Source organism: Dermatophilaceae bacterium Soc4.6 (genome assembly GCA_039889245.1).
GTDB lineage: Bacteria > Actinomycetota > Actinomycetes > Actinomycetales > Dermatophilaceae > Lapillicoccus.
On the sequence record JAZGVH010000002.1, the window covers coordinates 4,047,652 to 4,073,940 of the forward strand.

At 72.1% G+C, this 26,289-nt stretch carries 26 protein-coding genes; 16 read left to right on the forward strand and 10 right to left on the reverse strand.

Annotated elements, in window-relative coordinates; translation table 11 throughout:
- A complete protein-coding gene (locus V3N99_18910) occupies positions 1–1,227 on the reverse strand; it encodes an AAA family ATPase (protein MEO3938804.1) in 1,227 nt (408 codons plus the stop codon).
- 88 nt (positions 1,228–1,315) lie between these two features.
- Here V3N99_18910 and V3N99_18915 point away from each other — a divergent pair, with 88 nt between their 5' ends.
- The 3 genes from V3N99_18915 (at position 1,316) to lepA (ending at position 5,280) form a co-directional block, all read left to right on the forward strand.
- Entirely contained in the window at positions 1,316–2,017 is a 702-nt protein-coding gene (locus V3N99_18915) for a hypothetical protein (protein ID MEO3938805.1), read from the forward strand.
- Positions 2,014–3,285, forward strand: coding sequence for a cytochrome P450 (locus V3N99_18920; protein MEO3938806.1), 1,272 nt, complete (start codon positions 2,014–2,016; stop codon positions 3,283–3,285). Before V3N99_18915 ends, V3N99_18920 begins: the two co-directional genes overlap by 4 nt.
- 156 nt (positions 3,286–3,441) lie before the next feature.
- Complete coding sequence (gene lepA / locus V3N99_18925; GenBank protein MEO3938807.1) at positions 3,442–5,280, forward strand: translation elongation factor 4; 1,839 nt, start codon at positions 3,442–3,444, stop codon at positions 5,278–5,280.
- A 3-nt stretch (positions 5,281–5,283) separates the two neighbouring features.
- On the opposite strand, the gene V3N99_18930 is transcribed toward lepA, so the two are convergent.
- Positions 5,284–6,156, reverse strand: coding sequence for a tyrosine-protein phosphatase (locus tag V3N99_18930; protein MEO3938808.1), 873 nt, complete (start codon positions 6,154–6,156; stop codon positions 5,284–5,286).
- Between the two features lie 228 nt (positions 6,157–6,384).
- On the opposite strand from V3N99_18930, the gene hemW reads away from it, so the two are divergent.
- Positions 6,385–7,620: a radical SAM family heme chaperone HemW gene (gene hemW / locus V3N99_18935; protein MEO3938809.1), complete on the forward strand. Its 1,236-nt coding sequence runs from the start codon at positions 6,385–6,387 to the stop codon at positions 7,618–7,620.
- 5 nt (positions 7,621–7,625) lie between these two features.
- Here hemW and V3N99_18940 read toward each other — a convergent pair whose 3' ends face one another.
- Positions 7,626–8,537 (reverse strand): DUF3097 domain-containing protein, encoded by a 912-nt coding sequence (locus V3N99_18940; protein ID MEO3938810.1) that lies wholly within the window; start codon positions 8,535–8,537, stop codon positions 7,626–7,628.
- A 144-nt stretch (positions 8,538–8,681) separates the two neighbouring features.
- On the opposite strand from V3N99_18940, the gene hrcA reads away from it, so the two are divergent.
- From hrcA to V3N99_18955, 3 genes are read left to right on the forward strand one after another with little or no spacing between them, the layout of a single operon-like run.
- Complete coding sequence (gene hrcA / locus V3N99_18945) at positions 8,682–9,713, forward strand: heat-inducible transcriptional repressor HrcA (GenBank protein ID MEO3938811.1); 1,032 nt, start codon at positions 8,682–8,684, stop codon at positions 9,711–9,713.
- A gap of 48 nt (positions 9,714–9,761) precedes the next feature.
- The gene (gene dnaJ, locus V3N99_18950; GenBank protein ID MEO3938812.1) at positions 9,762–10,898 is read left to right on the forward strand and encodes a molecular chaperone DnaJ; all 1,137 of its coding nucleotides are present in this window, start codon (positions 9,762–9,764) and stop codon (positions 10,896–10,898) included.
- 29 nt (positions 10,899–10,927) lie between these two features.
- On the forward strand, positions 10,928–11,671 hold the full coding sequence (locus tag V3N99_18955) for a 16S rRNA (uracil(1498)-N(3))-methyltransferase (GenBank protein ID MEO3938813.1): 744 nt from the start codon (positions 10,928–10,930) through the stop codon (positions 11,669–11,671).
- 79 nt (positions 11,672–11,750) lie between these two features.
- On the opposite strand, the gene V3N99_18960 is transcribed toward V3N99_18955, so the two are convergent.
- Both V3N99_18960 and V3N99_18965 read right to left on the reverse strand, forming a co-directional pair.
- Positions 11,751–12,878: a Gmad2 immunoglobulin-like domain-containing protein gene (locus tag V3N99_18960; GenBank protein MEO3938814.1), complete on the reverse strand. Its 1,128-nt coding sequence runs from the start codon at positions 12,876–12,878 to the stop codon at positions 11,751–11,753.
- Positions 12,875–13,435, reverse strand: coding sequence for a SigE family RNA polymerase sigma factor (locus V3N99_18965; GenBank protein MEO3938815.1), 561 nt, complete (start codon positions 13,433–13,435; stop codon positions 12,875–12,877). Before V3N99_18965 ends, V3N99_18960 begins: the two co-directional genes overlap by 4 nt.
- A 137-nt stretch (positions 13,436–13,572) precedes the next feature.
- Here V3N99_18965 and V3N99_18970 point away from each other — a divergent pair, with 137 nt between their 5' ends.
- The 5 genes from V3N99_18970 to era all read left to right on the forward strand — a co-directional run bounded on the left by V3N99_18970 (position 13,573) and on the right by era (position 17,935).
- Positions 13,573–13,917: an HIT domain-containing protein gene (locus V3N99_18970; GenBank protein ID MEO3938816.1), complete on the forward strand. Its 345-nt coding sequence runs from the start codon at positions 13,573–13,575 to the stop codon at positions 13,915–13,917.
- A 73-nt stretch (positions 13,918–13,990) separates the two neighbouring features.
- Positions 13,991–15,064, forward strand: a complete 1,074-nt coding sequence (locus V3N99_18975) for a PhoH family protein (protein ID MEO3938817.1) — start codon at positions 13,991–13,993, stop codon at positions 15,062–15,064.
- A gap of 37 nt (positions 15,065–15,101) precedes the next feature.
- Positions 15,102–15,575, forward strand: a complete 474-nt coding sequence (gene ybeY / locus V3N99_18980) for an rRNA maturation RNase YbeY (protein ID MEO3938818.1) — start codon at positions 15,102–15,104, stop codon at positions 15,573–15,575.
- A 4-nt stretch (positions 15,576–15,579) separates the two neighbouring features.
- On the forward strand, positions 15,580–16,926 hold the full coding sequence (locus tag V3N99_18985) for a hemolysin family protein (protein MEO3938819.1): 1,347 nt from the start codon (positions 15,580–15,582) through the stop codon (positions 16,924–16,926).
- Positions 16,910–17,935 (forward strand): GTPase Era, encoded by a 1,026-nt coding sequence (gene era / locus V3N99_18990; protein ID MEO3938820.1) that lies wholly within the window; start codon positions 16,910–16,912, stop codon positions 17,933–17,935. Before V3N99_18985 ends, era begins: the two co-directional genes overlap by 17 nt.
- On the opposite strand, the gene V3N99_18995 is transcribed toward era, so the two are convergent.
- The gene (locus tag V3N99_18995; protein MEO3938821.1) at positions 17,932–18,324 is read right to left on the reverse strand and encodes a DUF1304 domain-containing protein; all 393 of its coding nucleotides are present in this window, start codon (positions 18,322–18,324) and stop codon (positions 17,932–17,934) included. The two genes, era and V3N99_18995, sit on opposite strands and share 4 nt — an antisense overlap.
- Before the next feature lie 29 nt (positions 18,325–18,353).
- Positions 18,354–19,232: a crotonase/enoyl-CoA hydratase family protein gene (locus V3N99_19000; GenBank protein MEO3938822.1), complete on the reverse strand. Its 879-nt coding sequence runs from the start codon at positions 19,230–19,232 to the stop codon at positions 18,354–18,356.
- Positions 19,233–19,517: 285 nt separating this feature from the next.
- Here V3N99_19000 and V3N99_19005 point away from each other — a divergent pair, with 285 nt between their 5' ends.
- On the forward strand, positions 19,518–19,841 hold the full coding sequence (locus V3N99_19005) for a hypothetical protein (protein ID MEO3938823.1): 324 nt from the start codon (positions 19,518–19,520) through the stop codon (positions 19,839–19,841).
- An 86-nt stretch (positions 19,842–19,927) separates the two neighbouring features.
- On the opposite strand, the gene V3N99_19010 is transcribed toward V3N99_19005, so the two are convergent.
- The 3 genes from V3N99_19010 to V3N99_19020 all read right to left on the reverse strand — a co-directional run bounded on the left by V3N99_19010 (position 19,928) and on the right by V3N99_19020 (position 21,737).
- The gene (locus V3N99_19010) at positions 19,928–21,067 is read right to left on the reverse strand and encodes a M4 family metallopeptidase (protein MEO3938824.1); all 1,140 of its coding nucleotides are present in this window, start codon (positions 21,065–21,067) and stop codon (positions 19,928–19,930) included.
- A gap of 101 nt (positions 21,068–21,168) precedes the next feature.
- Positions 21,169–21,432, reverse strand: a complete 264-nt coding sequence (locus V3N99_19015; GenBank protein MEO3938825.1) for a hypothetical protein — start codon at positions 21,430–21,432, stop codon at positions 21,169–21,171.
- Positions 21,433–21,437: 5 nt separating this feature from the next.
- Positions 21,438–21,737 carry a DUF1707 domain-containing protein gene (locus tag V3N99_19020; protein ID MEO3938826.1) on the reverse strand — a complete coding sequence of 100 codons (300 nt, stop codon included), beginning with the start codon at positions 21,735–21,737 and terminating at the stop codon, positions 21,438–21,440.
- 75 nt (positions 21,738–21,812) lie between these two features.
- Between V3N99_19020 and V3N99_19025 the strand changes: the two genes are divergently transcribed.
- The 3 genes from V3N99_19025 to V3N99_19035 all read left to right on the forward strand — a co-directional run bounded on the left by V3N99_19025 (position 21,813) and on the right by V3N99_19035 (position 26,275).
- Positions 21,813–23,369, forward strand: a complete 1,557-nt coding sequence (locus tag V3N99_19025) for a serine hydrolase (protein MEO3938827.1) — start codon at positions 21,813–21,815, stop codon at positions 23,367–23,369.
- Between the two features lie 139 nt (positions 23,370–23,508).
- Entirely contained in the window at positions 23,509–25,239 is a 1,731-nt protein-coding gene (leuA, locus tag V3N99_19030; GenBank protein ID MEO3938828.1) for a 2-isopropylmalate synthase, read from the forward strand.
- Between the two features lie 13 nt (positions 25,240–25,252).
- Positions 25,253–26,275 (forward strand): lactonase family protein, encoded by a 1,023-nt coding sequence (locus tag V3N99_19035; protein ID MEO3938829.1) that lies wholly within the window; start codon positions 25,253–25,255, stop codon positions 26,273–26,275.
- Positions 26,276–26,289: the final 14 nt, after the last annotated feature.

Below are 26,289 nucleotides of genomic sequence, written 5' to 3' on the forward strand. Positions count from 1 at the left end.
CTACCTCGAGCCCCAGTGCCACGCGGGGGCGGTGAGCAGCCCCTGCCCCTCGACGCGGGTCTCGCCCAGGTCCTTGGTCAGGTGGACGCCGTGGGCCGCCACCCCTCGCTCGGACGACCCGCCCGAGGTGTCGTCGTCCGGGTCGTCGTCATCGTCCCGCCGGGGCTCGAGCGCGGCGATCAGCCCCGGGGCGTGCGAGACGACGACGACCTGGGTCGACGCCGACACCTGGCGGATGAGGCGCGCGAGCGGGGGCAGCAGGTCGGGGTGCAGGCTCGTCTCGGGCTCGTTGAGCACCATGAGGCGTGGCGGTCGAGGGGTGAGCAGGGCGGCCACGAGCAGGAGGTACCGCAGGGTGCCGTCGCTGAGCTCGGCCCCACCGAGGCGGCGCAGCATGCCGGGCTGCAGCAGCCCGACGTCGAATCGACCACCCGAGACCATGATGCTCAGCCGTGCCCCGTCGAAGGCGTCCCCGATGGCGTGGTCGAGGGCCGCAGAGTCGCCGATCTCGTGAATGGTCTGCAGGGCGGCGGCCACGTCGGCGCCCTCGTGGTCGAGCACGGGCGTGAGCGTGCCCACCTGGGGGGTGCGGGCCGGTGCGTCACGGTCGGTGCGGAAGCCGTCGTAGAACCGCCACGACCGCAGCTCGTCGCGCACCTCGAGCAGCTCGGGAGTGCGGGACGGGTCGGCCAGCTCGGTGAGCATGCTCTCGTGGGTGCGCAGGTCGCGGGTCAGCTCCACCCAGTCGCGACCGTCGCGCATCCGCACGAGGGGTCCCTTGCGCTCGACGAGCACGGCTCCCGGGCGGGCGACGGGACCGCTGAAGACGACCTCGCGCTTCACGATCGGGTCGCGGTCGAAGGCCGATGGCACCGACGGCATCATCTGCGGCAGGCCCAGGTCGACGAGATAGCCGAAGCCGCTCGACGCCGCGAAGCCCAGGCGCAGGCTGATCGGGCCCTTGCGCACGGTGCCCTCCACGGGATGACCCTCGCGGCGGGTGCCACCGAGCGTTGCGGGCCCGGCCCAGAGCGCCGACTGCAGCCCACCCTCGCGGGCCAACGAGCCGATGACCCGACCGGCGCCGCAGTCGGCGAGCAGCCGCAGCGCCCGGTAGAGGCTCGACTTGCCGCTGCCGTTGGCCCCCGTCACGACATCGAGACCGTGCAGTGGCACGAGGACCTCGCGCAGGGAGCGGTAGCCGCCGACGGCGACGGTGGTGAGCATGCGCTCGACGCTAGCGCCGAGGGGTGACAGCCCCCGGGAGGAGGCGGGCGGGGCTTCATACGGGAGGGAGGGGTGAACACTCTTGTTCGTGAGCGAACAGCAGCGTACGGTTCTGCCCGTGACGGCAGCCTGGCCCGACCCGCCCGAGCTCGTGGACGACCCTGAGCGAGCCCGCCAGGCGGCCCTCCTCGACGTGGCCGTGAGCTACCTCGTCGCGCACCCGCGGGCGTCGCTCGCCCAGATCGCGGCCGCCGCGGACATCGGTCGCACGACGCTCTTCAAGCTCTTCGCGACCCGGGACGAGCTCGAGCAGGCGGTCGCGCTGCGCGCGATGACGGTCTGTCAGGCGGCGGTCGACACGGCCCGGCGCACCGCGCGCGACGACGGCGACACCGACGGGGGACTGCGGGCGCTGGTCACGGCCCTGCTGCCGGTCGGACCCCAGCTCAACTTCGTCTGGCGCACGCGCAGCCCCGACGTCGACGACGACGTCAGCCGCGCCCAGGAGGCCCTCTGGCACTCGCTGGGTGACGCCCTCGGCGCCGCCCGGCGTGCGGGCGTGCTGCGCGAGGTGTCGACCTGGTGGCTCGAGCAGGTGCTGCTCGCCACGGTCTACATCGCCTGGGAGTCGGTGCAGGGCGGGCGCCTGGCCCGGCTCGACGCGACCGACCTCGTGCTCGACACCCTTTTCACCGGGATCGGTGGGGCCGCCGGCCCGCACCCCGCCGGCGCCACCCTCGCCTCGATCCCCGCCCCCCCGCTGCCGTTCCCCGACAGGAGATCCCGATGAGCTCGCTGCCCACCGCCGCCCAGGCCCGCCAGGCGGCCGCCTTCGCCGCGACGCTCTACGGTCAGCGTGGCCGCCAGTGGTACAACGGGCGCGTCCGGGGCGACGGCCTCGCCCGGACGCGGCTGAAGGAGGGACGCGACGACCGCTATGCCGTCTACGAGGGCATCCGGGCACAAGGGCCGCTCACCCGCACCCGCGCGGGCTACTGGGTCACGACGAGCCACAAGCTGAGCAACCAGGTGCTGCGCAGCCGCACCTTCGGCGTGCGCGACCCGGAGCGCGACATCGTGCAGGGCGGGATCAGCCGCGAGTTCGACCTCAGCTTCCTCGGGCTCAACGCGCCGGACCACACCCGCCTGCGCCGGCTGGCCACGCCCGCCTTCAGTCCGAAGATGATGGGCACCTACGACACGATGATCGAGAAGACGGTGCACCAGCTCATCGACCAGGCCGAGCGGCGGGGCAGCTTCGACCTCGTGACCGACCTCGCGGCGCCGCTGCCCATCGCCGTCATCTCCGAGATGCTCGGGGTGCCCAACGAGCACGAAGAGGCCTTCCAGCGGTACGGAGCCTCGCTCGCGAGCGCCCTCGACGGGCTCAACTCGCTCGGACACGCCCGCGACGTGCTGCGCGCGGTCCACTCCCTCGATCGCATCTTCTCCTCGCTGTTCGACCTGCGCGAGCGCGAGCCCCGCGACGACCTCGTCAGCACCCTGGTGGCCGAGCGCGGTGACCGCATCCGCCCCGAGGAGCTGACCCCGATGTGCCAGCTGCTGCTGGTCGCGGGCTTCGAGACGACGGTCAACCTCATCGGCAACGCCGTCATCGCGCTCACCGACCACCCCGACCAGTGGGATCTCCTCGTGGCCGACCCCCAGCTGGCCGGCCCGACGGTCGAGGAGACGCTGCGCTACCTGCCGCCCGTGCAGGAGACCGGTCGGGTGGCCTTCGAGGACACCGATCTCGCCGGGCAGACGGTGCGCAAGCACCAGTGGGTGGTCCTGCTGCTGGCGGCCGCGGGACGCGACCCCGAGGTCTACGCCGACCCGAACCGCTTCGACATCACCCGCACCCCGGGCGTCGAGCACCTGGCCTTCTCCAGCGGGATCCACTACTGCATCGGCGCGCCGCTGGCCCGGCTCGAGGCGACCGTGGCCCTGCGGGTGCTCGCCGAGCGGATGCCGGGTCTGCGCCGGGCGGGCGACGTCACCATGCGAGGGTCGACGACCATCCGCGGGCCCCTGCACCTGCCAGTGACGACCCGGTGACGAACCGGCGACGACCCGGCGAGCACTGGACGCTGCGTCGAGCGGGCCGGGGGGCGGGGCCGGGTGAGGCGGTCACGGCATACGGGACGGCGTGAAATGATGGGGAGTCCGCCCGACCCCTAGACGTTCCGCGAGGTTACCCGCACCGTGTCACCCATGGCCCGCACCGCGCTGCTGCCGCACGCGACGCCGCCCGACCTCATCCGGAACTTCTGCATCATCGCGCACATCGACCACGGCAAGTCGACGCTGGCCGACCGCATGCTGCAGGCCACCGGGGTCGTCGACGGCCGCGACATGCGCGCGCAGTACCTCGACCGGATGGACATCGAGCGTGAGCGGGGCATCACGATCAAGAGCCAGGCCGTGCGCATGCCCTGGGAGTTCGAGGGCGAGACCTACTGCCTCAACATGATCGACACCCCCGGCCACGTCGACTTCACGTATGAGGTCAGCCGCTCGCTCGCTGCCTGCGAGGGGGCCGTCCTGCTCGTCGACGCCGCCCAGGGGATCGAGGCGCAGACCCTGGCCAACCTCTACCTCGCGATGGAGAACGACCTCTCGATCGTGCCGGTGCTCAACAAGATCGACCTGCCGGCGGCGCAGCCGGAGAAGTTCGCCGAGGAGCTGGCCAAGCTCATCGGGTGCGAGCCCGACGACTGCCTGCGCGTCTCGGGTAAGACCGGGGTCGGCGTCGACACGCTCATCGACCAGATCGTGCGCCAGATGCCGGCGCCGAAGGGTGATCCCGACGCCCCCGCCCGGGCGATCATCTTCGACTCGGTCTACGACACCTACCGCGGCGTGGTCACCTACGTGCGGGTCATCGACGGCGACCTCAACCCGCGCGAGAAGATCGCGATGATGTCGACGAAAGCCACCCACGAGCTGCTCGAGATCGGCGTGATCTCGCCGGAGCCCGTGCCCGGCAAGGGCCTCGGCGTCGGCGAGGTCGGCTACCTCATCACCGGGGTCAAGGACGTGCGCCAGTCGCGCGTCGGCGACACCGTGACCAACGCCGCCAAGCCGGCCAGCCAGGCCCTCGGCGGCTATCGCGACCCCAAGCCGATGGTCTTCTCGGGCCTCTATCCCATCGACGGCTCCGACTACCCCGCCCTGCGCGAGGCGCTCGACAAGCTCAAGCTCAACGACGCCGCGCTGGTCTACGAGCCCGAGACGTCGGTGGCCCTCGGCTTCGGCTTCCGGGTCGGCTTCCTCGGGATGCTCCACCTCGAGATCGTGCGCGAGCGGCTCGAGCGCGAGTTCGACCTCGAGCTCATCTCCACCCTGCCGAGCGTCTTCTACGACGTCACGATGGAGGGCAACAAGCACGTCGAGGTGACCAATCCGAGCGAGTACCCCGACGGCAAGATCATCGAGGTGCACGAGCCGGTCGTGCGCGGCACCATCCTGGCCCCGTCGGAGTTCATCGGCGCGATCATGGAGCTGTGCCAGCAGCGCCGAGGCACGTTGCGGGGCATGGACTACATCTCCGAGGAGCGCGTCGAGATGCGCTACACCCTGCCGCTGGCCGAGATCGTCTTCGACTTCTTCGACCAGCTCAAGTCGCGCACCCGCGGCTACGCGTCCTTCGACTACGAGCCCGACGGCGACCAGGTGGCCGACCTGGTGCGCGTCGACATCCTGCTCCAGGGCGAGCAGGTCGACGCCTTCAGCTCCATCGTGCACAAGGACAAGGCCTACGCGTATGGCGTGCAGATGGCCGGCAAGCTGCGCGAGCTCATCCCGAGGCAGCAGTTCGAGGTGCCGATCCAGGCCGCCATCGGTTCGCGGATCATCGCCCGGGAGACGATCCGGGCCATCCGCAAGGACGTGCTCGCCAAGTGCTACGGCGGTGACATCACCCGCAAGCGCAAGCTGCTCGAGAAGCAGAAGGAGGGCAAGAAGCGGATGAAGATGGTCGGTCGTGTCGAAGTGCCCCAGGAGGCGTTCATCTCCGCCCTGTCGAACGACGGCGAGAAGGCCAAGAAGTAGGGCTCAGTCGCGCAGCTTGGCGCGCAGGAGCGCCGTCTCGTCGGACGTCCACCCCTGCGTGGTGAGCCACCCCTCGACACCGCCGTGGTCGCGGTCGAGCACGTCCAGCATCATCCGCATCGTCTCGGCCCGTGGTGACTGCTGCTGCACCGTCTTGCCGTCGAGGTTGGCCGAGTAGGCCGGGCGGCCCGCGAGCCGGGCGAGGATCTGCGGCACCCGCTGCGCCGAGGCCTCGAAGTCGGCGACGACCGCGTCGTCGGTGGCGCCTGCGAGCTTGAGTGCGAGCCCGATCACGGTGCCCGTGCGGTCCTTACCGGCAGCGCAGTGCACGATCACCGCACCGGGCGACCCGGCGATGGCGCGCAGCGCGGCCACCACGTTGTCCGGGCGCTTGGTGAGGTAGGCCAGGTAGTGCTGCGACCAGTAGGCATCGTGCTTCTGCGACCCCTCACGGTCGTCGCGCGCCTCGATCCGCACCGTCCGCGCCGTGTCGCCGAGGTGCGGGTCTCGGTGCCACGGCAGCTCGCGCTCGCCGGCCGGGATACCCGTCTCGGCCGACTCCTCCGGATAGAGCGTGAGGTGGTGGATGGTCACCTCCGGACGGCTCACCAGAGGGCCGTCTCCCTCCTTGGCCACCTCGACGTAGGTGCGCAGGTCGACGACGTCGGTGACCCCCAGCTCGTCGACGAGGTGCCGGACCGACGCGGGCGGCAGCTCCTGCAGGTTGTCGGAGCGGATCAGCCGGCCACGCGCGATGGTCGAGCCGTCGTCGGTCGGGAGGCCTCCGACGTCACGCATGTTGACGACGCCGTCGAGCTCGATCCACGTCGGGAGACGGGAGGCGGCTGTGGTGGGGTGGTGGGGCTCGGAGGTCACCCTCTGACCCTAGCCGCGCGTCGACGTGCGGTCCTCGGGGCTCTCAGCCAACGTGACGTCACCCTGGTTCGTCGCCGGATCGAGAGGAGGACGACGTCGGAGCCCGGGTCACCTGGTGGGCCCTGCGCACCCGAGGACGCGATGGCGTGACGACGCGCACCGGCTGACCCGCTCGACCCGCCCCACCGAGGTCGGCCCGACCCCGCCCCGCGGGCGACAATGGGCGGTATGCCGAGTGCCCTGCCTGACGGCGACCCCGCCCCCGCGTCGGGTGAGCTGCCCCCTGACGCCCTCGCCCACCTCGGGACGGCGCCCTTCGGGGTCTACGTGCACGTGCCCTTCTGCTCGGTGCGCTGCGGCTACTGCGACTTCAACACCTACACCCTCTCCGAGCTCGGTGACGGCACGCTGCCCGGCACCGGCACCGACACCTTCGCGGAGGCTGCGCTGGCCGAGCTCGCCCTCGCCGCAACGGTGCTGGGTGACGCGGGCCCGCCGGTGGACACCGTCTTCGTGGGCGGGGGGACGCCCACCCTGCTGGCGGCAGCAGACCTCGTCGAGGTGCTGCACGGCATCCGGGAGCAGTGGGGGCTGGCCGACGGCGCCGAGGTGACCACCGAGGCCAACCCCGACTCCGTGACGCGGGAGTCGTTGGCGCAGCTGGCTGCTGGCGGTTTCACCCGGGTGAGCCTGGGGATGCAGAGCGCCGTCCCGCACGTGCTGCGGGTGCTCGACCGCACCCACGACCCGGCCAACGTCGCGCGGGCTGTGGGGTGGGCGCGCGAGGCCGGGCTGGCGGTCAGCCTCGACCTGATCTACGGCACGCCGGGCGAGAGCGTGGGCGACTGGCGCGTCAGCCTCGAGGCGGCGGTGACGCTCGAGCCCGACCACGTCTCGGCCTACGCGCTCGTCGTCGAGGAGGGCACGAAGCTCGCGGCCCAGGTGCGTCGCGGGCTCGTCCCGGCGCCGCTCGACGACGACGAGGCCACGAAGTACGAGCTGGCCGACACGGTGCTGACGTCGGCCGGCTACGGGTGGTACGAGGTGAGCAACTGGGCCCGCACGCCCGCCGACCGGTGCCGCCACAACGTCGGCTACTGGGCCGGCGGCGACTGGTGGGGCCTCGGCCCCGGCGCCCACAGCCACGTCGGCGGCGTGCGCTGGTGGAACGTCAAGCACCCCACGGCGTACGCCGGCCGGCTCGCCTCGCAGACCTCACCCGCCGCCGCGCGCGAGACCCTCACCCCGGAGCAGCGGCTCGACGAGCGGGTGCTGCTGGGGGTGCGGCTCGTCGAGGGCCTGCCGGTGGACGACCTCGAGGCCGACGGCCGAGCCGCCGTAGCGGGCCTGATCGCCGACGGTCTGGTCGACGGCACCGCGGCGCTCGCCCAGCGACGTGTGCGCCTCACGCTGCGGGGGCGCCTGCTCGCCGACACCGTGGTCCGCCACCTGCTCGGCGTGTGACGGAGTCAGGTGGGGTCGGTGACGAAGTCGATGAGCGCTTCGACGCTGCGCAGCAGTGTGGGCTCGAGGTCGGCGTAGCTGCGCACGGTGCCGAGGATCTGCTTCCACGCCCGCGCGATGTCGGCCTGGGTGGCGTGCGCCCAACCCAGCTCGGCGCAGATCCCGTGCTTCCACGAGGTGCCGCGCGGGATGACCGGCCACGTCGTCCAGCCCAGGCGCTCGGGTCGCACCGACTGCCACACGTCGACATACGGGTGCCCGAGCACCGTGACGTGATGACGGGCCGCGGGCAGCGCCAGCGCCGCCTGCACGAGCCGGGTCTCCTTCGTGCCGGGCACGAGGTGGTCGACGAGGACCCCCATCCGCCGCCCCGGCCCCGGCTCGAAGTCGGCGATGACGGCGCTCAGGTCGTCGACGCCCTCGAGCAGCTCGACGACGACCCCCTCGATGCGCAGGTCGTCGCCCCACACCTTCTCCACCAGCTCGGCGTCGTGACGGCCCTCGACGAAGATGCGGCTGCCGCTGGCGACCCGCGCCTTCACGTCGTGCACGGCGACCGAGCCGCTGGCCGTGCGCGCCCCAGCCTGGCGGACGTCGGCGAGCCGGGCGCGGGCCGCCGCCACCGGCGGCGTCAGCACGACGGGTCGGCCGTCGATGAGGAATCCCGGGCCGAGCGGGAAGCCCTTGAGGCGTCCTCGGGCGTCCTCGAGGTGCACGACGTGCACCCCCCCGGCCTTCTCGACGCGCACCACCGCGCCGCACCAGCCGGTCTCGACGTCCTCGACGACGACACCGGGCTCGGCGGCCACGTCCTGCGACCGGCCGTTCTTCGGGGCGCGCCAGTCGCCGGCGAGCACGTCGGCGCCGTAGCGGCCGGCGCCGCCCGAGGCCGCGGCGGGAGGCGGGGGAGGGGTCATGTCGTCAGGCTAGGTCGGGGGGATCGTCCCGGCGTGGCGACCCGCCGGGGGCGGACGCCGTAGACTTGGCACTCGTATGGAGCGAGTGCCAGCCGCCGGTGCGGCCGGCCCGCACCCCGGCGGCCAGCAGCAGGAGGTGGATCGATGACGGAGGAACGCCGTCTCGCCGTCCTTCGCGCCATCGTGCAGGACTACGTCGCGACCTCCGAGCCCGTCGGCAGCCGCGCCCTCGTCGAGCGCCACCACCTCGGGGTGTCGGCGGCGACCGTGCGCAACGACATGGCCATCCTCGAGGAGGAGGGGCTGATCCACGCCCCCCACACGTCGGCCGGCCGGGTGCCGACCGACGCGGGCTACCGCCTCTTCGTCGACCGTCTCAGCACCCTGAAGCCGATGAGCGGGGCCGAGAGGGCCGCGATCAGTCGCTTCCTCGAGAGCGCGGTCGACCTCGACGACATCGTCGACCGCACCGTGCGGCTCCTGGCCACGCTCACCCATCAGGTCGCCGTGATGCAGTACCCCTCGCTCACCCGCTCGAGCGTGCGCCACATCGAGCTCGTGCCGATCGGCGCGGAGCGGCTCATGGTGGTGCTGATCGTCAACACCGGCCGGGTCGAGCAGCGGGTCGTCGACTCGGCGGTCACGCTCACCGGTGAGCAGGGCGAGGTCGTCGTCTCGGCCGTGCGCACGGCTCTCAACGGCGAGGCCGTCGGGCGTCCCCTCACCGAGGCCGCCGCCCGGCTCCAGTCGCTCCCCGAGCAGTTCGAGCCCGCCCACCGCGACCTCGTCCGCGCGGTCACCCGCGCGCTCGACGAGGCGCTCGCCGAGGAGCGCGAGGAGCGGGTCGTGCTCGCCGGCACCTCCAACCTCGCCCGGTTCGGCACCGACTTCCCCCTCAGCATCGGGCCCGTCCTGGAAGCGCTCGAGGAGCACGTCGTGCTGCTCAAGCTGCTCGGCACCCTCGGCCACGACCACGACGCGGTCGCGGTGCGGATCGGGCGCGAGAACCCCCACGTGGGGCTCGTCACCACCTCGATGGTCTCGACCGGGTATGCCGCGGGGGCCGAGCTGGTCGCCGGCCTCGGCGTGCTCGGGCCCACGCGCATGGACTACCCCACGACGATGGCGTCGGTGCGGGCCGTGGCCCGCTACGTCTCCGAGCTGCTCGGCCCCTGACCTTCGACCTCAGCCCCACCACCTCGTACGACAAGGATCCCCAAACCTGTGAGCGACTACTACCAAGACCTCGGTGTCTCGCGCGACGCCTCGGCCGAGGAGATCAAGCGTGCCTACCGTCGTCAGGCGCGCAAGCTGCACCCCGACGTCAACCCCGGCCCCGACGCCGAGGAGCAGTTCAAGGTCCTGTCCCGGGCCTACGACGTGCTCTCCGACGCCGACAAGAAGCAGGCCTACGACATGGGCGCCGACCCGTATGCCGCCGCCGGCGGCGGGGGTGACGGCTTCGGTCAGGGCTTCAACTTCAGTGACGTCATGGACGCCTTCTTCGGCGGCGGCGCCGCGACCTCCCGCGGGCCGCGCTCGCGCCGGCAGCGCGGGCAGGACGCCCTCGTGCGGCTCGACATCGAGCTCTCGGCCGCCGTCTTCGGCGCCGACGAGGAGGTCACGCTCGAGACCGCGATCGCCTGCACCACGTGTGACGGCGAGGGCGCCCAGCCGGGCACCGGCACCACCACCTGCTCGGTCTGCCAGGGCCGCGGTGAGGTGCAGTCGGTGCAGCGCTCGTTCCTCGGCCAGGTGATGACCAGCCGGCCGTGCTCGGCCTGCCAGGGCTTCGGCACCACGATCGCCCACCCGTGCTTCGAGTGCTCCGGCCAGGGCCGCGTCCGCACCCGTCGCACCCTCAAGCTGCGCGTGCCCGCGGGTGTCGACACCGGCACCCGCATCCAGCTGCGCGGCGAGGGCGAGGTCGGCCTCGGGGCCGGCCCAGCCGGTGACCTCTACGTCGAGGTCAACGTCACTCCGCACGAGACCTACGTGCGCCGGGGCGACGACCTGCACGTCACGCTCGAGCTGCCGATGACGGCGGCGGCGCTCGGCACCCAGCTGGGGCTGAGCACCTTCGACGGCACGAAGGACCTCGATGTGGCCCCCGGCGCGCAGCCGGGTGACACCCAGACGATGCGCGCCCTCGGCGTCACGCACCTGCGCAGCTCGGGCCGAGGTGACCTGATCGTGCACCTCGACGTCAAGACGCCGACCAAGGTCACGCCCGAGCAGGAGGCGCTGCTGCGCGAGCTCGCGACGCTGCGCGGCGAGGAGCGCCCCGAGGGGCGGCTGGCCTCGCTCGAGGAGCGCGGGGGCATCCTGGGCAAGCTGCGCGACGCCTTCAAGGCCCACTGACCGTCACCAGAGTCGAAGGAGGGCACGAGATGACGCTGCGGCTCTTCCTGCTGCCCCCCGGCGCCTGGGGCAGCGCCGGCGTCGGTGACGTCGTGGCCCTCACCGGCCCCGAGGCCCGGCACGCCGTGCAGGTCGTGCGACTCGGGGTGGGCGAGACGGTGCTGGTGGCCGACGGGGCCGGGCGCCGCGGCACCGGTGAGGTCGTGAGCGCGAGCCGCGACGAGCTCTCGGTACGCCTCACCGGCCTCGAGGTCGTGCCCGAGCCGAGCCCGCGCCTCGTGCTCGTGCAGGCCCTGGCCAAGGGCGACCGCGACGAGCAGGCCGTCGAAGCGGCCACCGAGCTGGGGGTCGACGTCGTGGTGCCGTGGCAGGCGGAACGCTCGATCGTGCAGTGGCGGGGCGAGAAGGAGGCCCGCGGCCGCGCCCGCTGGGCGGCGGTCGTGACGGCCGCCGCCAAGCAGTCGCGGCGGGCCCGGGTGCCCGTCGTGGAGCCCCTGGAGCGGATGCCGGGGGTGCGGCGGCGCCTAGAGGCCGCCGCCCTCGCGCTGGTGCTCCACGAGGAGGGCACCACCGGGCTCGCCGGGGTGGCCCTGCCCAGCGCCGGCGACGTCGTGCTCGTCGTCGGTCCGGAGGGTGGGATCACCCCCGCCGAGCTCGAGGCCTTCGCCGAGGTGGGCGCCCGGTCGGTGCGGCTGGGCCCGGAGGTACTGCGCTCCTCGACGGCCGGACCAGCGGCTCTCGCCGTGCTCAACGCGCTCGGCCGCTGGCGCTAGAGGCCCGGCGTCCGCGTCGACGAGGTCTGGAACCCGCGTCGACGCGGACGCCACGGGTCACCCGTGGATCTCGCCGTCCTCACCGTGAGACGACGCGCACCAGCTGGTCGCCACGCACCGAGCCGTCCTTCGCCGAGCGCTCACGGGCGTGGAAGACGTAGCTGCCCGCGGGCAGCGGGGCGAGGGTCACCGACCAGCTGCCGGTGACGGGGCACCCCGACGAGGCCTTGGTGGACCCGCTGCGCACCTGCTGCCCGTCCCGTTGGAGGACCCAGGCGACGACCCCCTCGAAGGTGCAGGCCTGACCGCGGACGGCGAGCTCCTGCGTCGGTGCCACGGTGACCCCGTCCGCAGGCGAGTCGATCCAGATCGGAGCCACGTCCCGGCCGGCCTGGTCCGTCGCGGGGCGCTTGTAGACGCTGGCCGGCATCGTCTCGAAGATCGGGCCGCCGCTCGCCACGACGATGCCCACCGGGCCGTTCTGCTGCAGCCCGGCGGTGACCGCCCAGACCACCTGTTGCACGGCGAGGCGCTGCTGATCCGGAGTCAGGCCGGTGCGGCCGGGCCGCGACAGGAGCACGTCGATCTCGGGGGCGCGCAGCGAGACGGTCACCGTCGTGGACGGGTCCCACGCGACGACCGGCGTCGCGGTGGCGTGCCTCGGCGTGGCCACCATCGACAGGCGCGCCGCCTGCTGGGCGGCTTCGACCGTGCCCAGCCGGAAGGCGTAGGTGGGGGCCCCGGCGGACGGGACGGCGTCGGCCGCCAGGAACTCACGCACGAGGCCGTACTGCCCGCCAGCCACTGGCTCGACGAAGTACGCGGGCAGGGTGCTGGCCGCCACCGGCTTTCCCGGCACGGTCGTCGGCCCTGTCGTCGGTGCGCCCGAGGTCGTCGCGGGCGTGCCGGCGGCGCGTGGTGTGGGCGTCGCCGTCATCGGCACGGAGGTCGTCGAGGCCCCGACGGACGGCGCGGGGGCCGTCCCGCGGCCGACTGTGGCCCAGGCACCGACCGCCACCAGGGCGACGGCGGCAGCCGATGCGACCGGCCACAGCCAGTCGGGGCGTCGTCGTCGCCGACCTACCTCGTCGCGGATCTCGCTCAGTCGGTCGTCGGGCGTCATCGCCTCCGACTCCTCGTGCAGATGCCGCCGCAACCTCGCCTCGAGGTCGTCGAGGGCGTCGAGGTCAGAGGGCTCAGGGCTCATCGGGTGCCTCCCAGCACGTCGCGCAACGCGGTGAGCCCGCGGTGCGCATGCGACTTGACTGCTCCGGTCGTGATGCCGAGCGCCTCGGCGGTCTGGTGCTCGCTGAGATCCGCGTAGTAGCGCAGGACGACGACCTGCCGCTGCCGCTCGGGCAGGAGCCGCAGGGCGGAGATGAGCCGGCCGCCGTCGCTGCGCGCCACCACCTGCTCCTCGGCGCTGGCGACCTGTGCTCTCCCGAGGGAGCGGGGGTCGTTGGCGACGGACCGCAGGCCACGGTCCTCCACGGTGCGGTGACGGTGCGTGGAGGTGCACCGGTTGACGACACCGCGACGCAGGTAGGCCAAGGCGGTGCCCCGGTCCCTCAGCTCGGCGAGCCGCGGATGGCTGGCGACGAAGACGTCCTGGACGACGTCCTGCGCCTTCGCCTGGTCGTGCACGAGCATCCAGGCCAGCCGCACCAGTGGCGCCCAGTGGGCGGCATACAGGTCAGTGAGGGCGTCGTCCGCCCGGAGGGCGCCGATCGAGCGCTCGCCAGACGCCGCGCTGCGCTCGGCCACACCCAACGGTCTCATGTGCTCTCGACGCTCCAGCCACACTGGAGGTTGACACGCCGCGAGCTCTCCGGCCCGACGGGTGGCAGCCCCGGCCCTGGTGACGTCGAGATCGAGTCAGCCGACGGCAGTACTGTGGCGCCATGATCGCCCCGGGTTGTCTCTTCTGTCGGATCGTCGAGGGGCAGGTCCCCGCCGAGGTGGTGAGCCGGACTGCGCTGTCGCTCGCCTTTCGCGACCTCAGCCCGCAGGCGCCGACGCATGTGCTGGTGATCCCGCGCCGTCACGTCGCCGACCTCGGTGAGCTCGCCGAGCACCCCGACGACCTGGCCGACGCGGTGAGGCTGGCTCGCGACGTGGCCCGGGCCGAGGGGCTCGACCACGGCTACCGCGTCATCGCCAACACGGGCTCGCAAGCCGGTCAGACGGTCTACCACGCCCACCTCCACGTGCTCGGAGGCCGCGACCTCGGCTGGCCTCCGGGCTGAGGCGGGCAGCAGGTGGGGCCTGGCAGCATCTGGATCGCCGCGGGCGCCGCTCTCCCCGTAGACTGGGGCCACGATGACAGACGCTCACGACGGCCTCCCGACGACCACGACCGACCTGACCGACGTGCCCGAGGCCGCGTCCGCGGAGGCCACGCACTCGATCACCATCCCGCCCGTGGTGGCCATGGTGACGCTGCTGGGGCCACGCGACGAGCTGCTGCGCACGATCGAGCGGGCCTTCCCCCGGCTCGACGTGCACGTGCGGGGCAACGAGCTCAACCTGCGGGGCGAGGCCGGCGACGTCGCGCTCGTCGAGCGGCTCGTCGACGAGCTGCTCACGATCATCGAGGCCGGTCAGCCCCTCAACCGCGACGCCGTGGAGCGCTCGATCTCGATGCTGCGCGAGCAGACCCGTGAGCGACCGGCCGATGTGCTGACGATGAACATCCTCAGCAGCCGCGGCCGCACCATCCGGCCCAAGACGCTGAACCAGAAGCACTACGTCGACGCCATCGACACCCACACGATCGTCTTCGGCATCGGCCCTGCCGGCACGGGCAAGACGTACCTCGCCATGGCCAAGGCCGTCGCGGCGCTGCAGGCCAAGCAGGTCAACCGGATCATCCTGACGCGGCCGGCGGTCGAGGCCGGCGAGCGGCTGGGCTTCCTGCCCGGCACGCTCAACGACAAGATCGACCCCTACCTGCGGCCGCTCTACGACGCGCTGCACGAGATGGTCGACCCGGAGTCGATCGCGCGGCTGATGGCGTCGGGCACCATCGAGGTGGCCCCGCTCGCCTACATGCGCGGTCGCACCCTCAACGACGCCTTCATCATCCTCGACGAGGCCCAGAACACCTCGGCCGAGCAGATGAAGATGTTCCTCACGCGACTCGGGTTCGGGGCCAAGATGGTCGTCACGGGCGATGTCACCCAGGTCGACCTGCCGAGCGGCACGACGTCGGGCCTGCGTCAGGTGCGTGACATCCTCACCGGGGTCGACGACGTCCACTTCGCCGAGCTGAACTCCACCGACGTCGTGCGCCACCGGCTGGTCAGCGCCATCGTCGATGCCTACGAGCGGTCGGACGAGCAGCGGGCCCAGGCCCGCGAGGTTCGTCGCACCGCCGCGTCCACCACCTCCTGAGCCCCCTCCCTGACCCCCGAGAGCGCCTGAGCAGCCCATGAGCATCGACGTCCTCAACGAGACCGAGCACGAGGTCGACCCGCTCGAGCTGGTGGCCCTGTCGGCCTACGTGCTGTCGCAGATGAAGGTCCACCCGCAGTCCGACCTGTGCCTGACCCTCGTCGACGAGGCCGCGATGGAGACCCTGCACGTGCAGTGGATGGACCTCCCCGGCCCGACCGACGTGATGAGCTTCCCCATGGACGAGCTGCGCCCGGGGGCCGAGGAGTCCGAGCCGCAGGGGGGGGTGCTCGGCGACATCGTCCTCTGCCCGGGCGTCGCCGCCCGGCAGGCGCGCGAGGCCGGGCACACGACCGAGGAGGAGCTGCTGCTCCTCACGACCCACGGCATCCTCCACCTGCTGGGCTACGACCACGCCGAGCCCGACGAGGAGAAGGAGATGTTCGAGCTGCAGCGTCAGCTGCTGCTCACCTTCCTCGCCGGTCGCGGTCGCCCGACGACCTCCCGGTGACCCGATGACCCAGATGGTCGTGCTGGCGCTCCTGGCCGTGGTCGTCGCGTTCTGCATCTCCGCCTCCGAGGCGGCGATCTTCCGCATGTCACGGGTGCGGGCCGAGGAGCTGTTCGACGAGGGGCGCGGCGGGGCGGCCTCGCTGATGGCCGTCATCGCCGACTCCGCCGCATACCTCGCTGTCCTGGCCTTCCTGCGGGTCGTCGCCGAGTCGGCGAGCGCGGTCCTGATCACGGTGGCCGTGCTCGACCACGTCGACAACACCACGGTGGGTCTGCTGATCTCGATCGCCGTGATGGCGGTCGTCTCGTTCGTCATCACCGGTGTCTCACCGCGCACGCTGGGGCGCCAGCACTACGACACCGTGGCGCTGTATGCCGCCCCCGTCGCCGTCGCGCTGCGCACGGTGCTCGGGCCCGTGGCCCGGGTGCTGGTCGCCCTGGGCAACGCGGTCACCCCCGGCAAGGGCTACCGCGACGGCCCCTTCCAGACCGAGGCCGAGCTGCGCGACCTGCTCGACCAGGCCGGTGACTCGTCGGTGATCGACTCCGAGGAGCGGGAGATGATCCACTCCGTCTTCGAGCTCGGTGACACGCTGGCCCGCGAGGTGATGGTGCCGCGCACCGACACGATCACCATCGCCAGCGACAAGTCGCTGCGTCAGGCGATGTCGCTCTTCCTGCGCACCGGGTTCTCGCGCGTGCCGGTCGTCGGTGACGACAGCGACGACGTGCGTGGCCTGCTCTACTTCAAGGACGTCGTGCGTCGCACTAACGCCGACCACGAGGCGGTCTCGCAGCACGTCGACCAGCTGATGCGGCCGGTGCACTTCGTCCCCGAGAGCAAGCCGGTCGACGACCTGCTGCGCGAGATGCAGCGCGACCAGACCCACTTCGCCGTCGTCGTCGACGAGTACGGCGGCACGGCGGGCATCGTCACGATCGAGGACATCCTCGAGGAGATCGTCGGCGAGATCTCTGACGAGTACGACCGCGAGGCCCCCGGAGTCGAGGAGCTCGACGACGGGAGCACCCGGGTGCCCGCCACGATGGACATCGACGACCTCGCCGACCTCTTCGAGGTCGAGATCGAGGAGGATGAGGTCGACACCGTCGGCGGGCTGCTCTCCAAGCTCATCGGGCGGGTGCCGATCCCCGGCTCACGCGCCGAGGTGGCCGGGATCGAGCTCGTGGGCGAGAAGATGGCTGGGCGGCGTCACCGGCTGGCCTCGGTCATCGTGCGACGCCTCGAGCCGGCGGCTCCCATCGGGACCACCCACACCACCGGCACCACCGGCACCACCGGGACCAGGGCCCGCCACGACGAGCGAGAGCATGCGCATGACCACTGACAGCAATGACAGCAATGACAGCAATGACAGCACCCACGGCACCGACAGCACTGGCAGCGCCGACCACAGCGGGGACCTCGTCCCCGTGGGCACCTCGGGTGCTGACTACCGCGCGGGCTTCGCCTGCCTGGTGGGCCGGCCCAATGCCGGCAAGTCGACGCTGACCAACGCGCTCGTGGGGCAGAAGGTGGCGATCACCTCGAGCAAGCCGCAGACGACGCGGCACACCATCCGCGGGATCACGACCAGCCCCGGTGCGCAGCTGATCCTCGTCGACACCCCGGGTCTGCACCGGCCGCGCACGCTCCTGGGGGAGCGGCTCAACGACCTCGTGCGCGAGACCCTGCTGGAGGTCGACGTCATCGGCTTCTGCCTGCCCGCGGACCAGAAGATCGGCCCCGGTGACGCCTTCATCGCGCGCGAGCTCGCCGAGCTGCAGCAGGCCCGGCGTCGGCCGGTCGTCGCGCTCGCCACCAAGTCCGACCGGGTCGACCGGGGACGGCTGGCCGAGCACCTCATCGCCATCGACCAGCTGGGGTCGTGGGACGACATCGTGCCGTGCAGCGCCACCCGGGGGGACCAGGTCGAGGTGGTGCGCGAGGTGCTCGTGTCGCACCTGCCGCACTCGCCGCAGCTCTACCCCGATGGGGTGCTGACCGACGAGCCGCACACGATCATGATCGCCGAGCTCGTGCGCGAGGCGGCGCTCGAGGGCGTGCGCGACGAGATGCCCCACTCGCTGGCGGTGGTCGTCGAGGAGATGGTGCCGCGCGAGGACCGACGAGAGGGTGACCCGATGCTCGACGTGCGGGTCAACGTCTTCGTCGAGCGAGACAGCCAGAAGGCCATCATCATCGGTCGGCGCGGCGCCCGCCTCAAGGAGGTCGGCACGAACGCCCGGGCCGCCATCGAGGCCCTGCTCGGCCAGAAGGTCTACCTCGACCTGCACGTCAAGGTGGCCAAGGACTGGCAGCGCGACCCCAAGCAGATGCAGCGCCTCGGCTTCTAGCTCGCGACGCTCGAGAGCAGGACGAGCCCGATCGCGACCAGTGGCAGCGTCCCCTGGGTCACCGCGGCCCGGGTGTAGTGGCGCCCACCGGTCCGCAGCACGACCGCGGCAGCGACCATGCTGGCGCAGCCGAAGAGGATCAACGACCACCCCGCCCGGTGGTGGCCGGTGGCGACGAGGCCGATGCCCAGGGCGACCTCGGCGGCGAGGAAGAGGTTGTAGAAGCCTTGGTTGAAGGCCATCGACGCGAGGGTGTCGGCGTCGCTCTGGCTCGGGACGGAGAAGCGCCGCCAGGTCGCGGGCTGGCGCCAGGTGAGCGACTCCATCCGCCAGATGGCGACGTGGAGGACGGCGGCCAGGGCGGCGACGACGAACGCGGCGATCTGCACGTCGCTGAAGGTAGCAGCAGCATCGTCGCTCAGCCGGGAAAGACCTCCGGCAGCTGGGAAGCGAGGCTCGTGAACTGCGCCGGGCGCTTGGCCAGGAAGGCCGCCACCCCTTCCTTGCCGTCGCCCCTCGAGGTGGCCAGCATGGCGAGCGAGTCGGCCCGGTGGGCCTCGACCGGGTCCGGGGCGCCGAGGCCGCGCCACATGAGCTGGCGCGTCAGGGCGATCCCCACGGGCGAGCGGTGGTCGACGAAGCGGTGGGCCAGCTCGTAGGCCGCGGGGAGCAGGTCGTCCGGCTCGTGCACCGAGCGCACCAGACCCCCGGCCAGGGCCTCGTCAGCGCTGAGGAGGTCAGCGCAGTAGGTCCACTCGAGCGCGCGGGAGATACCGACGAGTCGGGGCAGGAACCACGACGACGCGGCCTCCGGCACGATGCCCAGGCGGCCGAAGACGAAGCCGATCCGGGCTGTGGTGGACGCGAGCCGCACGTCCATGGGCAGGGTCATCGTCGCGCCGATACCCACGGCGGCGCCGTTGATGGCTCCGATCACCGGCTTGCGACAGGCGTAGACCGCGAGCGAGACCCGCCCTCCTGTGTCGCGGACCCCGCGCACGATGTCCTCGTCGTCGAATCGGTCGACCAGCTCGGCCGGCGTGGGGTCCAGGCTCTCGTCGAGGCCGAAGACGTTGCCGTCGCGACCCTCGTGCAGGTCCATCCCGGCGCAGAACGCACGTCCAGCCCCCGTGACGACCACCGCAGCAACCTCGTCGTCGGCGGAGGCCCGCTCGTAGGCGTCGACGAGCTCGTCGGCCATCTGCACCGTGAAGGCGTTGAGCTGGTCGGACCGCGCGAGGGTGAGGGTGAGGATGCGGTCGTGGACGGACCAGCCGAGGGTGGAGTAGTCATTCATGCCAGCAGCCTGCCACGCAGGCGTGGCCGCGAGAAAGCTGCTCCCTGGGAGCTGTCCACCACGGCTGGGAAGACTCATTGTGGTGTCGGCGTAGGCGTCGCGGGGGCGGCGGCCCAGACGAGGGACGACCCGTCCGTCGGTGCCGTCGCCACCGACCACCGGGGTCACCGGGGCGACGGGGCGACGGGGGCCACCGGGCCCCAGGGTCCCGCCGGTCCGACCAGCGCCGGTCAGTTCGTCGACCTGGCCACCTTCAGCACCTCGGTCCCCGACACCTGGTAGAGCGTGGCGTCCACGACCTTCAGCGTGTCGTCCGGTGCCAAGGTCGTCGCCCGCTTCGCTGCCGAGTCCTACTGCTCCGGTGCGGCGTGGTGCGCGGTGCGCATCCTGGTCGACGGCGTCGAGATGGCCGGCGGCTCCGGTGCCAGCGCGGCCTTCGACGACTCCGACTCCACCTCAACCGACGAGGCGCACTCGATCGACCGCTATGTCGCCGGCCTCGGTGCCGGGGCACACACCTTCAGCATCGAGGCGCAGATCGTCGGCGGGGCGACCTCGCCCTTCTTCCGGCTCGACGACGACACCTTGGTCCTGCAGACCATCGGTTGAGTCGGCGCTCGCCAGGCCCGTGAGACGCCTGGCCGGCCGCCCCCGGACCTCCGGGGGCGGCTGCTCGCCCTCGGCCACGCTCGGCGTCAGAGCACCTTGACCGTCGACCACGCCGACTGCACGGCGGCGGCCTGCGTGCTGGCCGCGCCGAAGCGCGCCGTCGCGGCGTCCACCGTGAGCGTCGCGAAGGCGACGAACGTCGCGTCCTTGACCAGCCGGCCCCCGGTGAGCACGTCGTACCAGACCTGTCCGGCGCCCTCCCACGAGCGTCCGCCGATGCCGGTGGCGGCGAGGTGGAAGGCGCGGTTGGGGATGCCGGAGTTGGTGTGCACACCGCCGTTGTCGTGCTGGCTGTCGTGCGGCAGGTCGACGTAGCCGTCCATGTCGGCCGGCTGCGGGTCCTTGCCGAGCTGCGGGTCGTCGTACGCGGTGCCCGGGGCCTTCATGGAGCGCAGGGCGACGCCGTTGACCTTGCTGGTGAACAGGCCCTCGCCGATGAGCCAGTCGGCGTCGGCGGCGTCCTGACCGAGGGACATCTGCTTGACCATCGAGCCGAAGCAGTCGGAGAGCGACTCGTTGAGCGCGCCCGACTGCGCGACGTAGGTCAGACCCGCCGTGTACTGCGTCAACCCGTGGGTGAGCTCGTGACCGATCACGTCGACGGAGGCGGTGAAGCGGTTGAAGTAGACCCCGTCCCCGTCACCGAAGACCATCTGCTCACCGTCCCAGAAGGCGTTGTCGTAGGCCTGGTCGTAGTGGACCGTGGCCACGAGACGCAGACCCTTTCCGTCGAGCGAGTCCCGCCCGTAGGCCGAGTGCAGCAGGGTCCACGTGTCGCCGAGACCGTCGTAGGCCTCGGTGGCCGAGACGTCGGTGGTCTGGGGCGCTCCCTCCGCCCGCACGAGGGCGCCCGGGAGGGCGGTGGCGTGGCCGGCGTCGTGGATCTCGCGCTGCACCGCTGCCTCGGAGGCCGCCGGCCGTGGCGCCGGCGCGGGCCTGGGCGCGCGCAGCTCACGGGTGGGGGTGATGGCCCCGGGCAGCAGCCGGCGGTTCTCGGCGGAGCCGCGCTCGGTGACGACCTCGCGGTGGTCGCGCATCCGGGTGTCGAGGGACAGGGTGCGCTGCACGCTCTCGGCGAGTCCGTCTCCGTCTGCCTCGGCCAGCCGGGCCAGCAGGTAGGGCGGGAGGATCTGGCACGGGGGCGTCGGACGAGTCGGTGATGTCATGGCACCACCGTGGCGCAGACCACCGACAGGGCTCAAGAGCCAGCACCTTCGGAGTCGCTGTGGACCCCCGGCCCTCGGGGCCACGACCGGTCGACGACCCGTCAGGGGCGGCGGTCCCAGTCCTGCGCGGACGCATCCTGGGGGGATTCGGCCCCGGCCACAGACCCGGTCGGCTCGCTCCGGTGCGCCGACCCGTCGTCACCGCGCTGCCTCAGCAGCCGGCCCGCGGCCCGACGCTCGAGGTGACGGGGGCGCCGCACCGTCACCGACCCGATCGCCGCCTGGCCGTGCAGGAGCAGCAGGGGAAGGCCCGGCGCCAGCACGGAGTCGACCCGGGTGCGCACGCTGCCCGTGCCCTTGCGCACACCCGTCACTGCTTGTGGCTCGAGACCCCGCCCGCCAGCACGAGCCGGCGGTCCGGAGCCGACCCGGGCCTCCCGGGCCGATAGGTCTGCAGGCCACCGGCCGGCTGCGGCAGCGGCGGCAGGTCGCCAACCAGCGCGCCGAGGTCGGCATACGTCACCGAGGCCTCGGCGGCATCCAGGCGCTGGGCGAGCTCGATCTCGCTCAACCGGCCTTCGGACGCGGCGAGTCTCAGCACCTGGGCGGTGGCCTCCCGCTCGCGGTGTCCCACCCTCATCTGCCCGGGTCTGCGGGTCGAGTCGGTCACGCCGTCATCGTAGGTGACGAGGGCAGCGAGGTGGCCCAGGAAACCGGGGCGGGTGAGCCGGGTAGGTTGCCAGACGTGACCCAGGATCCGAGCGCCCCGCCACTGCCTCGTTCGCCGTCGGCCGCGGTGGGCATCCCCGCCGCCTCGGTGCTCGGCGTGCTCGACGAGCTCGACGCCCGAGGGCTCGAGCTGCACAGCCTGATGGTGGTCCGCCACGGATCGGTTGCGGCGCAAGGGTGGTGGGCTCCATACAGCCCTGACCGGGTGCACCTGCTCTACTCCCTCAGCAAGTCGTTCACCTCGTCGGCGGTGGCGTTCGCCGTCGCTGAGGGCCTCTGCTCGCTCACCGACCTCGTCGTCGACCTGCTGCCCGACCATGTGCCGGCAGACCTCGACGACCGCGTGGCCGCCCTCACCCTGCACGACGTGCTGTCGATGTCGACGGGTCACCGCGAGGACACCCTCGACCGTGCCTACGCCCTCGAGCCGCACGATGTGGCGAAGGGCTTCCTGCGGCTGCGACCCGACGACCCGATCGGCTCGCGGCACGCCTACAACAACGCCTGCACCTACGTGGCCGGGCTCGTCGTGCAGGAGCGCTCGGGCCAGTTCCTGCTCGACTACCTGCGTCCGCGGCTCCTCGAGCCCCTGGGTATCCGGCCCGGTCGGTGGGACGCCGACGCCGGTGGCCGGGCTCTCGGCTTCTCGGGCCTGCACCAGCGCACGCACGACATCGCCCGCTTCGGGCAGCTGCTCCTGCAACGGGGGAGGTGGCAGGGCGAGCAGCTGCTGCCCGCCGGATGGGTCGAGCTCGCCACCGGCAGGCACGTCGACAACCGCGACCCGGGTGGCAACGCCGACTGGTCGCAGGGCTACGGCTACCAGTACTGGCGGTCACGCCACGGCTACCGGGGTGACGGGGCCTTCGGCCAGTTCTGCGTCGTGGTGCCCGAGGCCGACCTGGTCATCGCCACGACCGGCTGCACCGAAGACATGCAGGCCGTGCTCGACGTGTTCTGGGACGTGCTCCTGCCCGGTCTCGACACGGTCCAGGTCGGCGAGGCCGGCGAGGCGGGCGAGGCGGCGGCGCAGTTGCAGCTCACCGACCGGCTAGAGGCCCTTGCCCTGCCGGTCGTGACAGGCACCCTCGAGGCCGCAGCAGCCCCGCGACAGCCGGTCACCTTCACCGTCGAGCCCGGACCCACCGGGCCGTATGCCTCTCCCATCCCGGCAGGGTCCTGGTCGCCCGATGGGCCGCTGGCCCCGGGGGCCTCGCTCACCGTCAGCCCCGGCGCGCCCGACGCGCCCGATGCGCCCGATGGTGACACCCTGCTCGATCTCGTGCTCGGCGACGTCACCCTGCGGGTCCCGTGCGGCCGGGGGCGCTGGGCCGAGGGCCGCCTGGGGTCGGCTCCGGGTGTCGCTCGCGGCCCGCGGGCCCTGTCGCCGATGCCGCCCACGCCGGTGGTGTGCCGGGGCGGGTGGACGACCGCGGAGACCTTCGAGGCCGACCTCGTCCTGATCGAGACCCCTCACCGGATTCGCCTGACGGGCACGGGTTCGGTGCTGCAGGCGACGTGGAACGTGGCGCCCCTCGCGGGGAGGCGGCTCGAGGCCCACCTGCCGTGGTGAGCCCGGTGCTATGGTCGAGCCGTGCGTTTTGAGCTGCTCCTCCTTCGCTGCCGCGACGAGGCCTGACACGGCCCCCCTCGTCGCGGAGTCGTGTGTGTCCGGCCGGACCACCCCCGCAGACGAGAACTGAGAGAGCACCGTGAAGCACCCCCAGCAGCCCAGCCCCATGCCGATCGCCAAGTACCTGCCGTTCCAGGAGCAGATCGCGGTCGACCTGCCCGACCGCACCTGGCCGACCCGGACGATCACGACGGCCCCGCGCTGGTGCGCGGTCGACCTGCGCGACGGCAACCAGGCCCTGATCGACCCGATGAACGCCGAGCGCAAGCTGCGGATGTTCCAGCTCCTGGTCCGCATGGGCTACAAGGAGATCGAGGTCGGCTTCCCATCGGCGAGCCAGACCGACTTCGACTTCTGCCGCGAGCTGATCGACGGCGGTCACATCCCGCAGGACGTGACGATCCAGGTGCTCACGCAGTGCCGTGACCACCTCATCGAGCGCACCTTCGACGCGATCCGCGGCGCCCGGGCGGCGATCGTGCACTTCTACAACTCGACCTCGGTGCTGCAGCGGCGCGTCGTCTTCGGCCTCGACCAGGACGGCATCGTCGACATCGCCGTGCAGGGCGCACGACTGGTCAAGAAGCTCGAGGAGACCATCCCCGACACCGACGTCTACTACGAGTACTCCCCGGAGTCCTACACCGGCACCGAGCTCGACTTCGCCGTCCGCGTCTGCAACGCGGTCATCGACGTCATCGACCCGACGCCCGACCACCGGATGATCATCAACCTGCCGGCCACGGTCGAGATGGCGACGCCCAACGTCTACGCCGACTCGATCGAGTGGATGGTGCGCCACCTCGACCGCCGTGAGTCCGTCGTCGTGTCACTGCACCCGCACAACGACCGCGGCACCGGGGTCGCGGCGGCCGAGCTGGGCTACCTCGCGGGGGCCGACCGCATCGAGGGCTGCCTCTTCGGCAACGGCGAGCGCACGGGCAACGTCGACCTCGTCACGCTGGGCATGAACCTGTTCAGCCAGGGGATCGACCCCCAGATCGACTTCTCCGACATGGCCGGCATCCGCAGCACCGTGGAGTACTGCAACCAGCTGCCCGTGGGTGAGCGCCACCCCTGGGGTGGTGACCTCGTCTACACCGCCTTCTCCGGCTCGCACCAGGACGCCATCAAGAAGGGCTTCGAGGACATGGAGCGCCAGTCGTCGTCGACCGGGCGGTCCGTCGACGAGCTGGTCTGGGGCGTGCCGTACCTGCCGATCGACCCGCACGACATCGGGCGCTCCTACGAGGCCGTGGTCCGCGTCAACAGCCAGTCCGGCAAGGGCGGCGTCGCCTACATCCTCAAGAGCGAGCACCAGCTCGACCTGCCGCGGCGGCTGCAGATCGAGTTCTCCGCCGTCGTGCAGAAGGGCGCCGACGCCGACGGAGGCGAGGTGGCCCCCGACGCGCTCTGGCAGAAGTTCTCCGACGAGTACCTCCCCGCCCAGGCCGCGTCGTGGGGACGCTTCGCGCTCCAGACGGTCCGTGCCGAGTCGGCGTCCGAGGGGGCGACCACCCTGCACGTCGGGCTGGTCGATGCCGGGTCGTCCATCACGGTGGAGGGCACCGGCAACGGGCCCATCGCCGCCTTCGCCGAGGCCATGGGCACGCTCGGTGTCGACGTGCGGGTCCTCGACTACCAGGAGCACGCGCTGTCGTCGGGCGGCGACGCCAGGGCGGCGGCATACGTGGAGTGCGCCGTCGGCGAGCGAGTGCTGTGGGGTGTGGGTCTCGACTCCTCGATCGTCGTCGCGTCGCTCAAGGCCATCGTCTCGGCGGTGAACCGGGCTCTGCGCGACGGTTCGTGAGCGGTCGCCGACGATGAGTGGCACCGGAGCGCGTTACCTCCTGGGGGGCTACACCCAGGGCCCGGGTCAGGGTCTGGGTGTCGTCGAGCTCGTCAGCGGTGTGTGGGGCCGACCCCGGGTGGTCGCCGAGACCGACGACCCCTCGTGGGTCGCCCTGTCACCCGACGGTCGGACCGTGTACGCCGTGGCCGAGCGAGAGGTCGGCGGGGTCGCCGCGTGGCGGGTCGGCTCGGGTGACGAGCACCCGTGGGCCCTCCTGGGCGACGAACAGGAGACCGGTGGCTCCTTCCCCTGTCACCTGGCGGTCAGTGCCGACGCTCGACACCTCCTGGTGGCGAACTACGGGTCCGGATCGGTCAGCGTCCACCCGCTGCTCGCTGACGGGTCCGTCGGCGCGAGAACGGATCTCGTGCAGCACGTGGGCCCGGTAGGACCCAACCGGAAGCGGCAGGACGGCCCGCACGCCCATCAGGTGACGGTGACGCGCGACGGGCACGTGCTCGTGTGCGACCTCGGTCTCGACTGCGTCATCGGCTACGCGCTGTCGCAGGACGGCCGGCTCCGCGAGGTCGCCCGATCCACCTTCGCCCCTGGCTCCGGTCCCCGGCACCTCGCCGTGTCGGGTGACGGACGCACGGCCTGGGTGGTCAGCGAGCTGACGTCCACCGTCGTGACCTGCCGGGTCGACGGCCCGGTCGTCACCCCCCTGACCTCGGTCTCCACGCGCGCTCCGCACCGGCAGCTCGACAACCTCGCCGCAGCCCTGCTCGTCAGCCCGGACGGATGCCGCGTGCTGGCGTCGAACCGAGGCGACGACACCGTGTCCGTCTTCGACGTCGAGGTGGGGGGAGGGCTGCGGCGGGACACCCTCCAGGCCGCCGGAGGTCACTGGCCGCGGGACCTCGCGTGGGGTCCGGACGGCGAGCTGCTCGTGGCGGCCGAGCGGTCCGATCTCGTGGTGCGGCTCGACCCCGTCGACGGTGCACCGAGCGCTGTCGGCTGGTCGCGCCCGACCTGCCTGGTGCGCCTGCACTGACCGGACAGGTGCCG

Bases quoted from the DNA above. Each gene is read 5' to 3' on its own strand.
- V3N99_18910 (MEO3938804.1), bottom strand. From the start codon at position 1,227: ATGCTCACCACCGTCGCCGTCGGCGGCTACCGCTCCCTGCGCGAGGTC.
- V3N99_18920 (MEO3938806.1), top strand. From the start codon at position 2,014: ATGAGCTCGCTGCCCACCGCCGCCCAGGCCCGCCAGGCGGCCGCCTTC.
- lepA (MEO3938807.1), top strand. From the start codon at position 3,442: ATGGCCCGCACCGCGCTGCTGCCGCACGCGACGCCGCCCGACCTCATC.
- hemW (MEO3938809.1), top strand. From the start codon at position 6,385: ATGCCGAGTGCCCTGCCTGACGGCGACCCCGCCCCCGCGTCGGGTGAG.
- V3N99_18940 (MEO3938810.1), bottom strand. From the start codon at position 8,537: ATGACCCCTCCCCCGCCTCCCGCCGCGGCCTCGGGCGGCGCCGGCCGC.
- hrcA (MEO3938811.1), top strand. From the start codon at position 8,682: ATGACGGAGGAACGCCGTCTCGCCGTCCTTCGCGCCATCGTGCAGGAC.
- V3N99_18955 (MEO3938813.1), top strand. From the start codon at position 10,928: ATGACGCTGCGGCTCTTCCTGCTGCCCCCCGGCGCCTGGGGCAGCGCC.
- V3N99_18960 (MEO3938814.1), bottom strand. From the start codon at position 12,878: ATGAGCCCTGAGCCCTCTGACCTCGACGCCCTCGACGACCTCGAGGCG.
- V3N99_18970 (MEO3938816.1), top strand. From the start codon at position 13,573: ATGATCGCCCCGGGTTGTCTCTTCTGTCGGATCGTCGAGGGGCAGGTC.
- V3N99_18975 (MEO3938817.1), top strand. From the start codon at position 13,991: ATGACAGACGCTCACGACGGCCTCCCGACGACCACGACCGACCTGACC.
- ybeY (MEO3938818.1), top strand. From the start codon at position 15,102: ATGAGCATCGACGTCCTCAACGAGACCGAGCACGAGGTCGACCCGCTC.
- V3N99_18985 (MEO3938819.1), top strand. From the start codon at position 15,580: ATGACCCAGATGGTCGTGCTGGCGCTCCTGGCCGTGGTCGTCGCGTTC.
- era (MEO3938820.1), top strand. From the start codon at position 16,910: ATGCGCATGACCACTGACAGCAATGACAGCAATGACAGCAATGACAGC.
- V3N99_19000 (MEO3938822.1), bottom strand. From the start codon at position 19,232: ATGAATGACTACTCCACCCTCGGCTGGTCCGTCCACGACCGCATCCTC.
- V3N99_19010 (MEO3938824.1), bottom strand. From the start codon at position 21,067: ATGACATCACCGACTCGTCCGACGCCCCCGTGCCAGATCCTCCCGCCC.
- V3N99_19035 (MEO3938829.1), top strand. From the start codon at position 25,253: ATGAGTGGCACCGGAGCGCGTTACCTCCTGGGGGGCTACACCCAGGGC.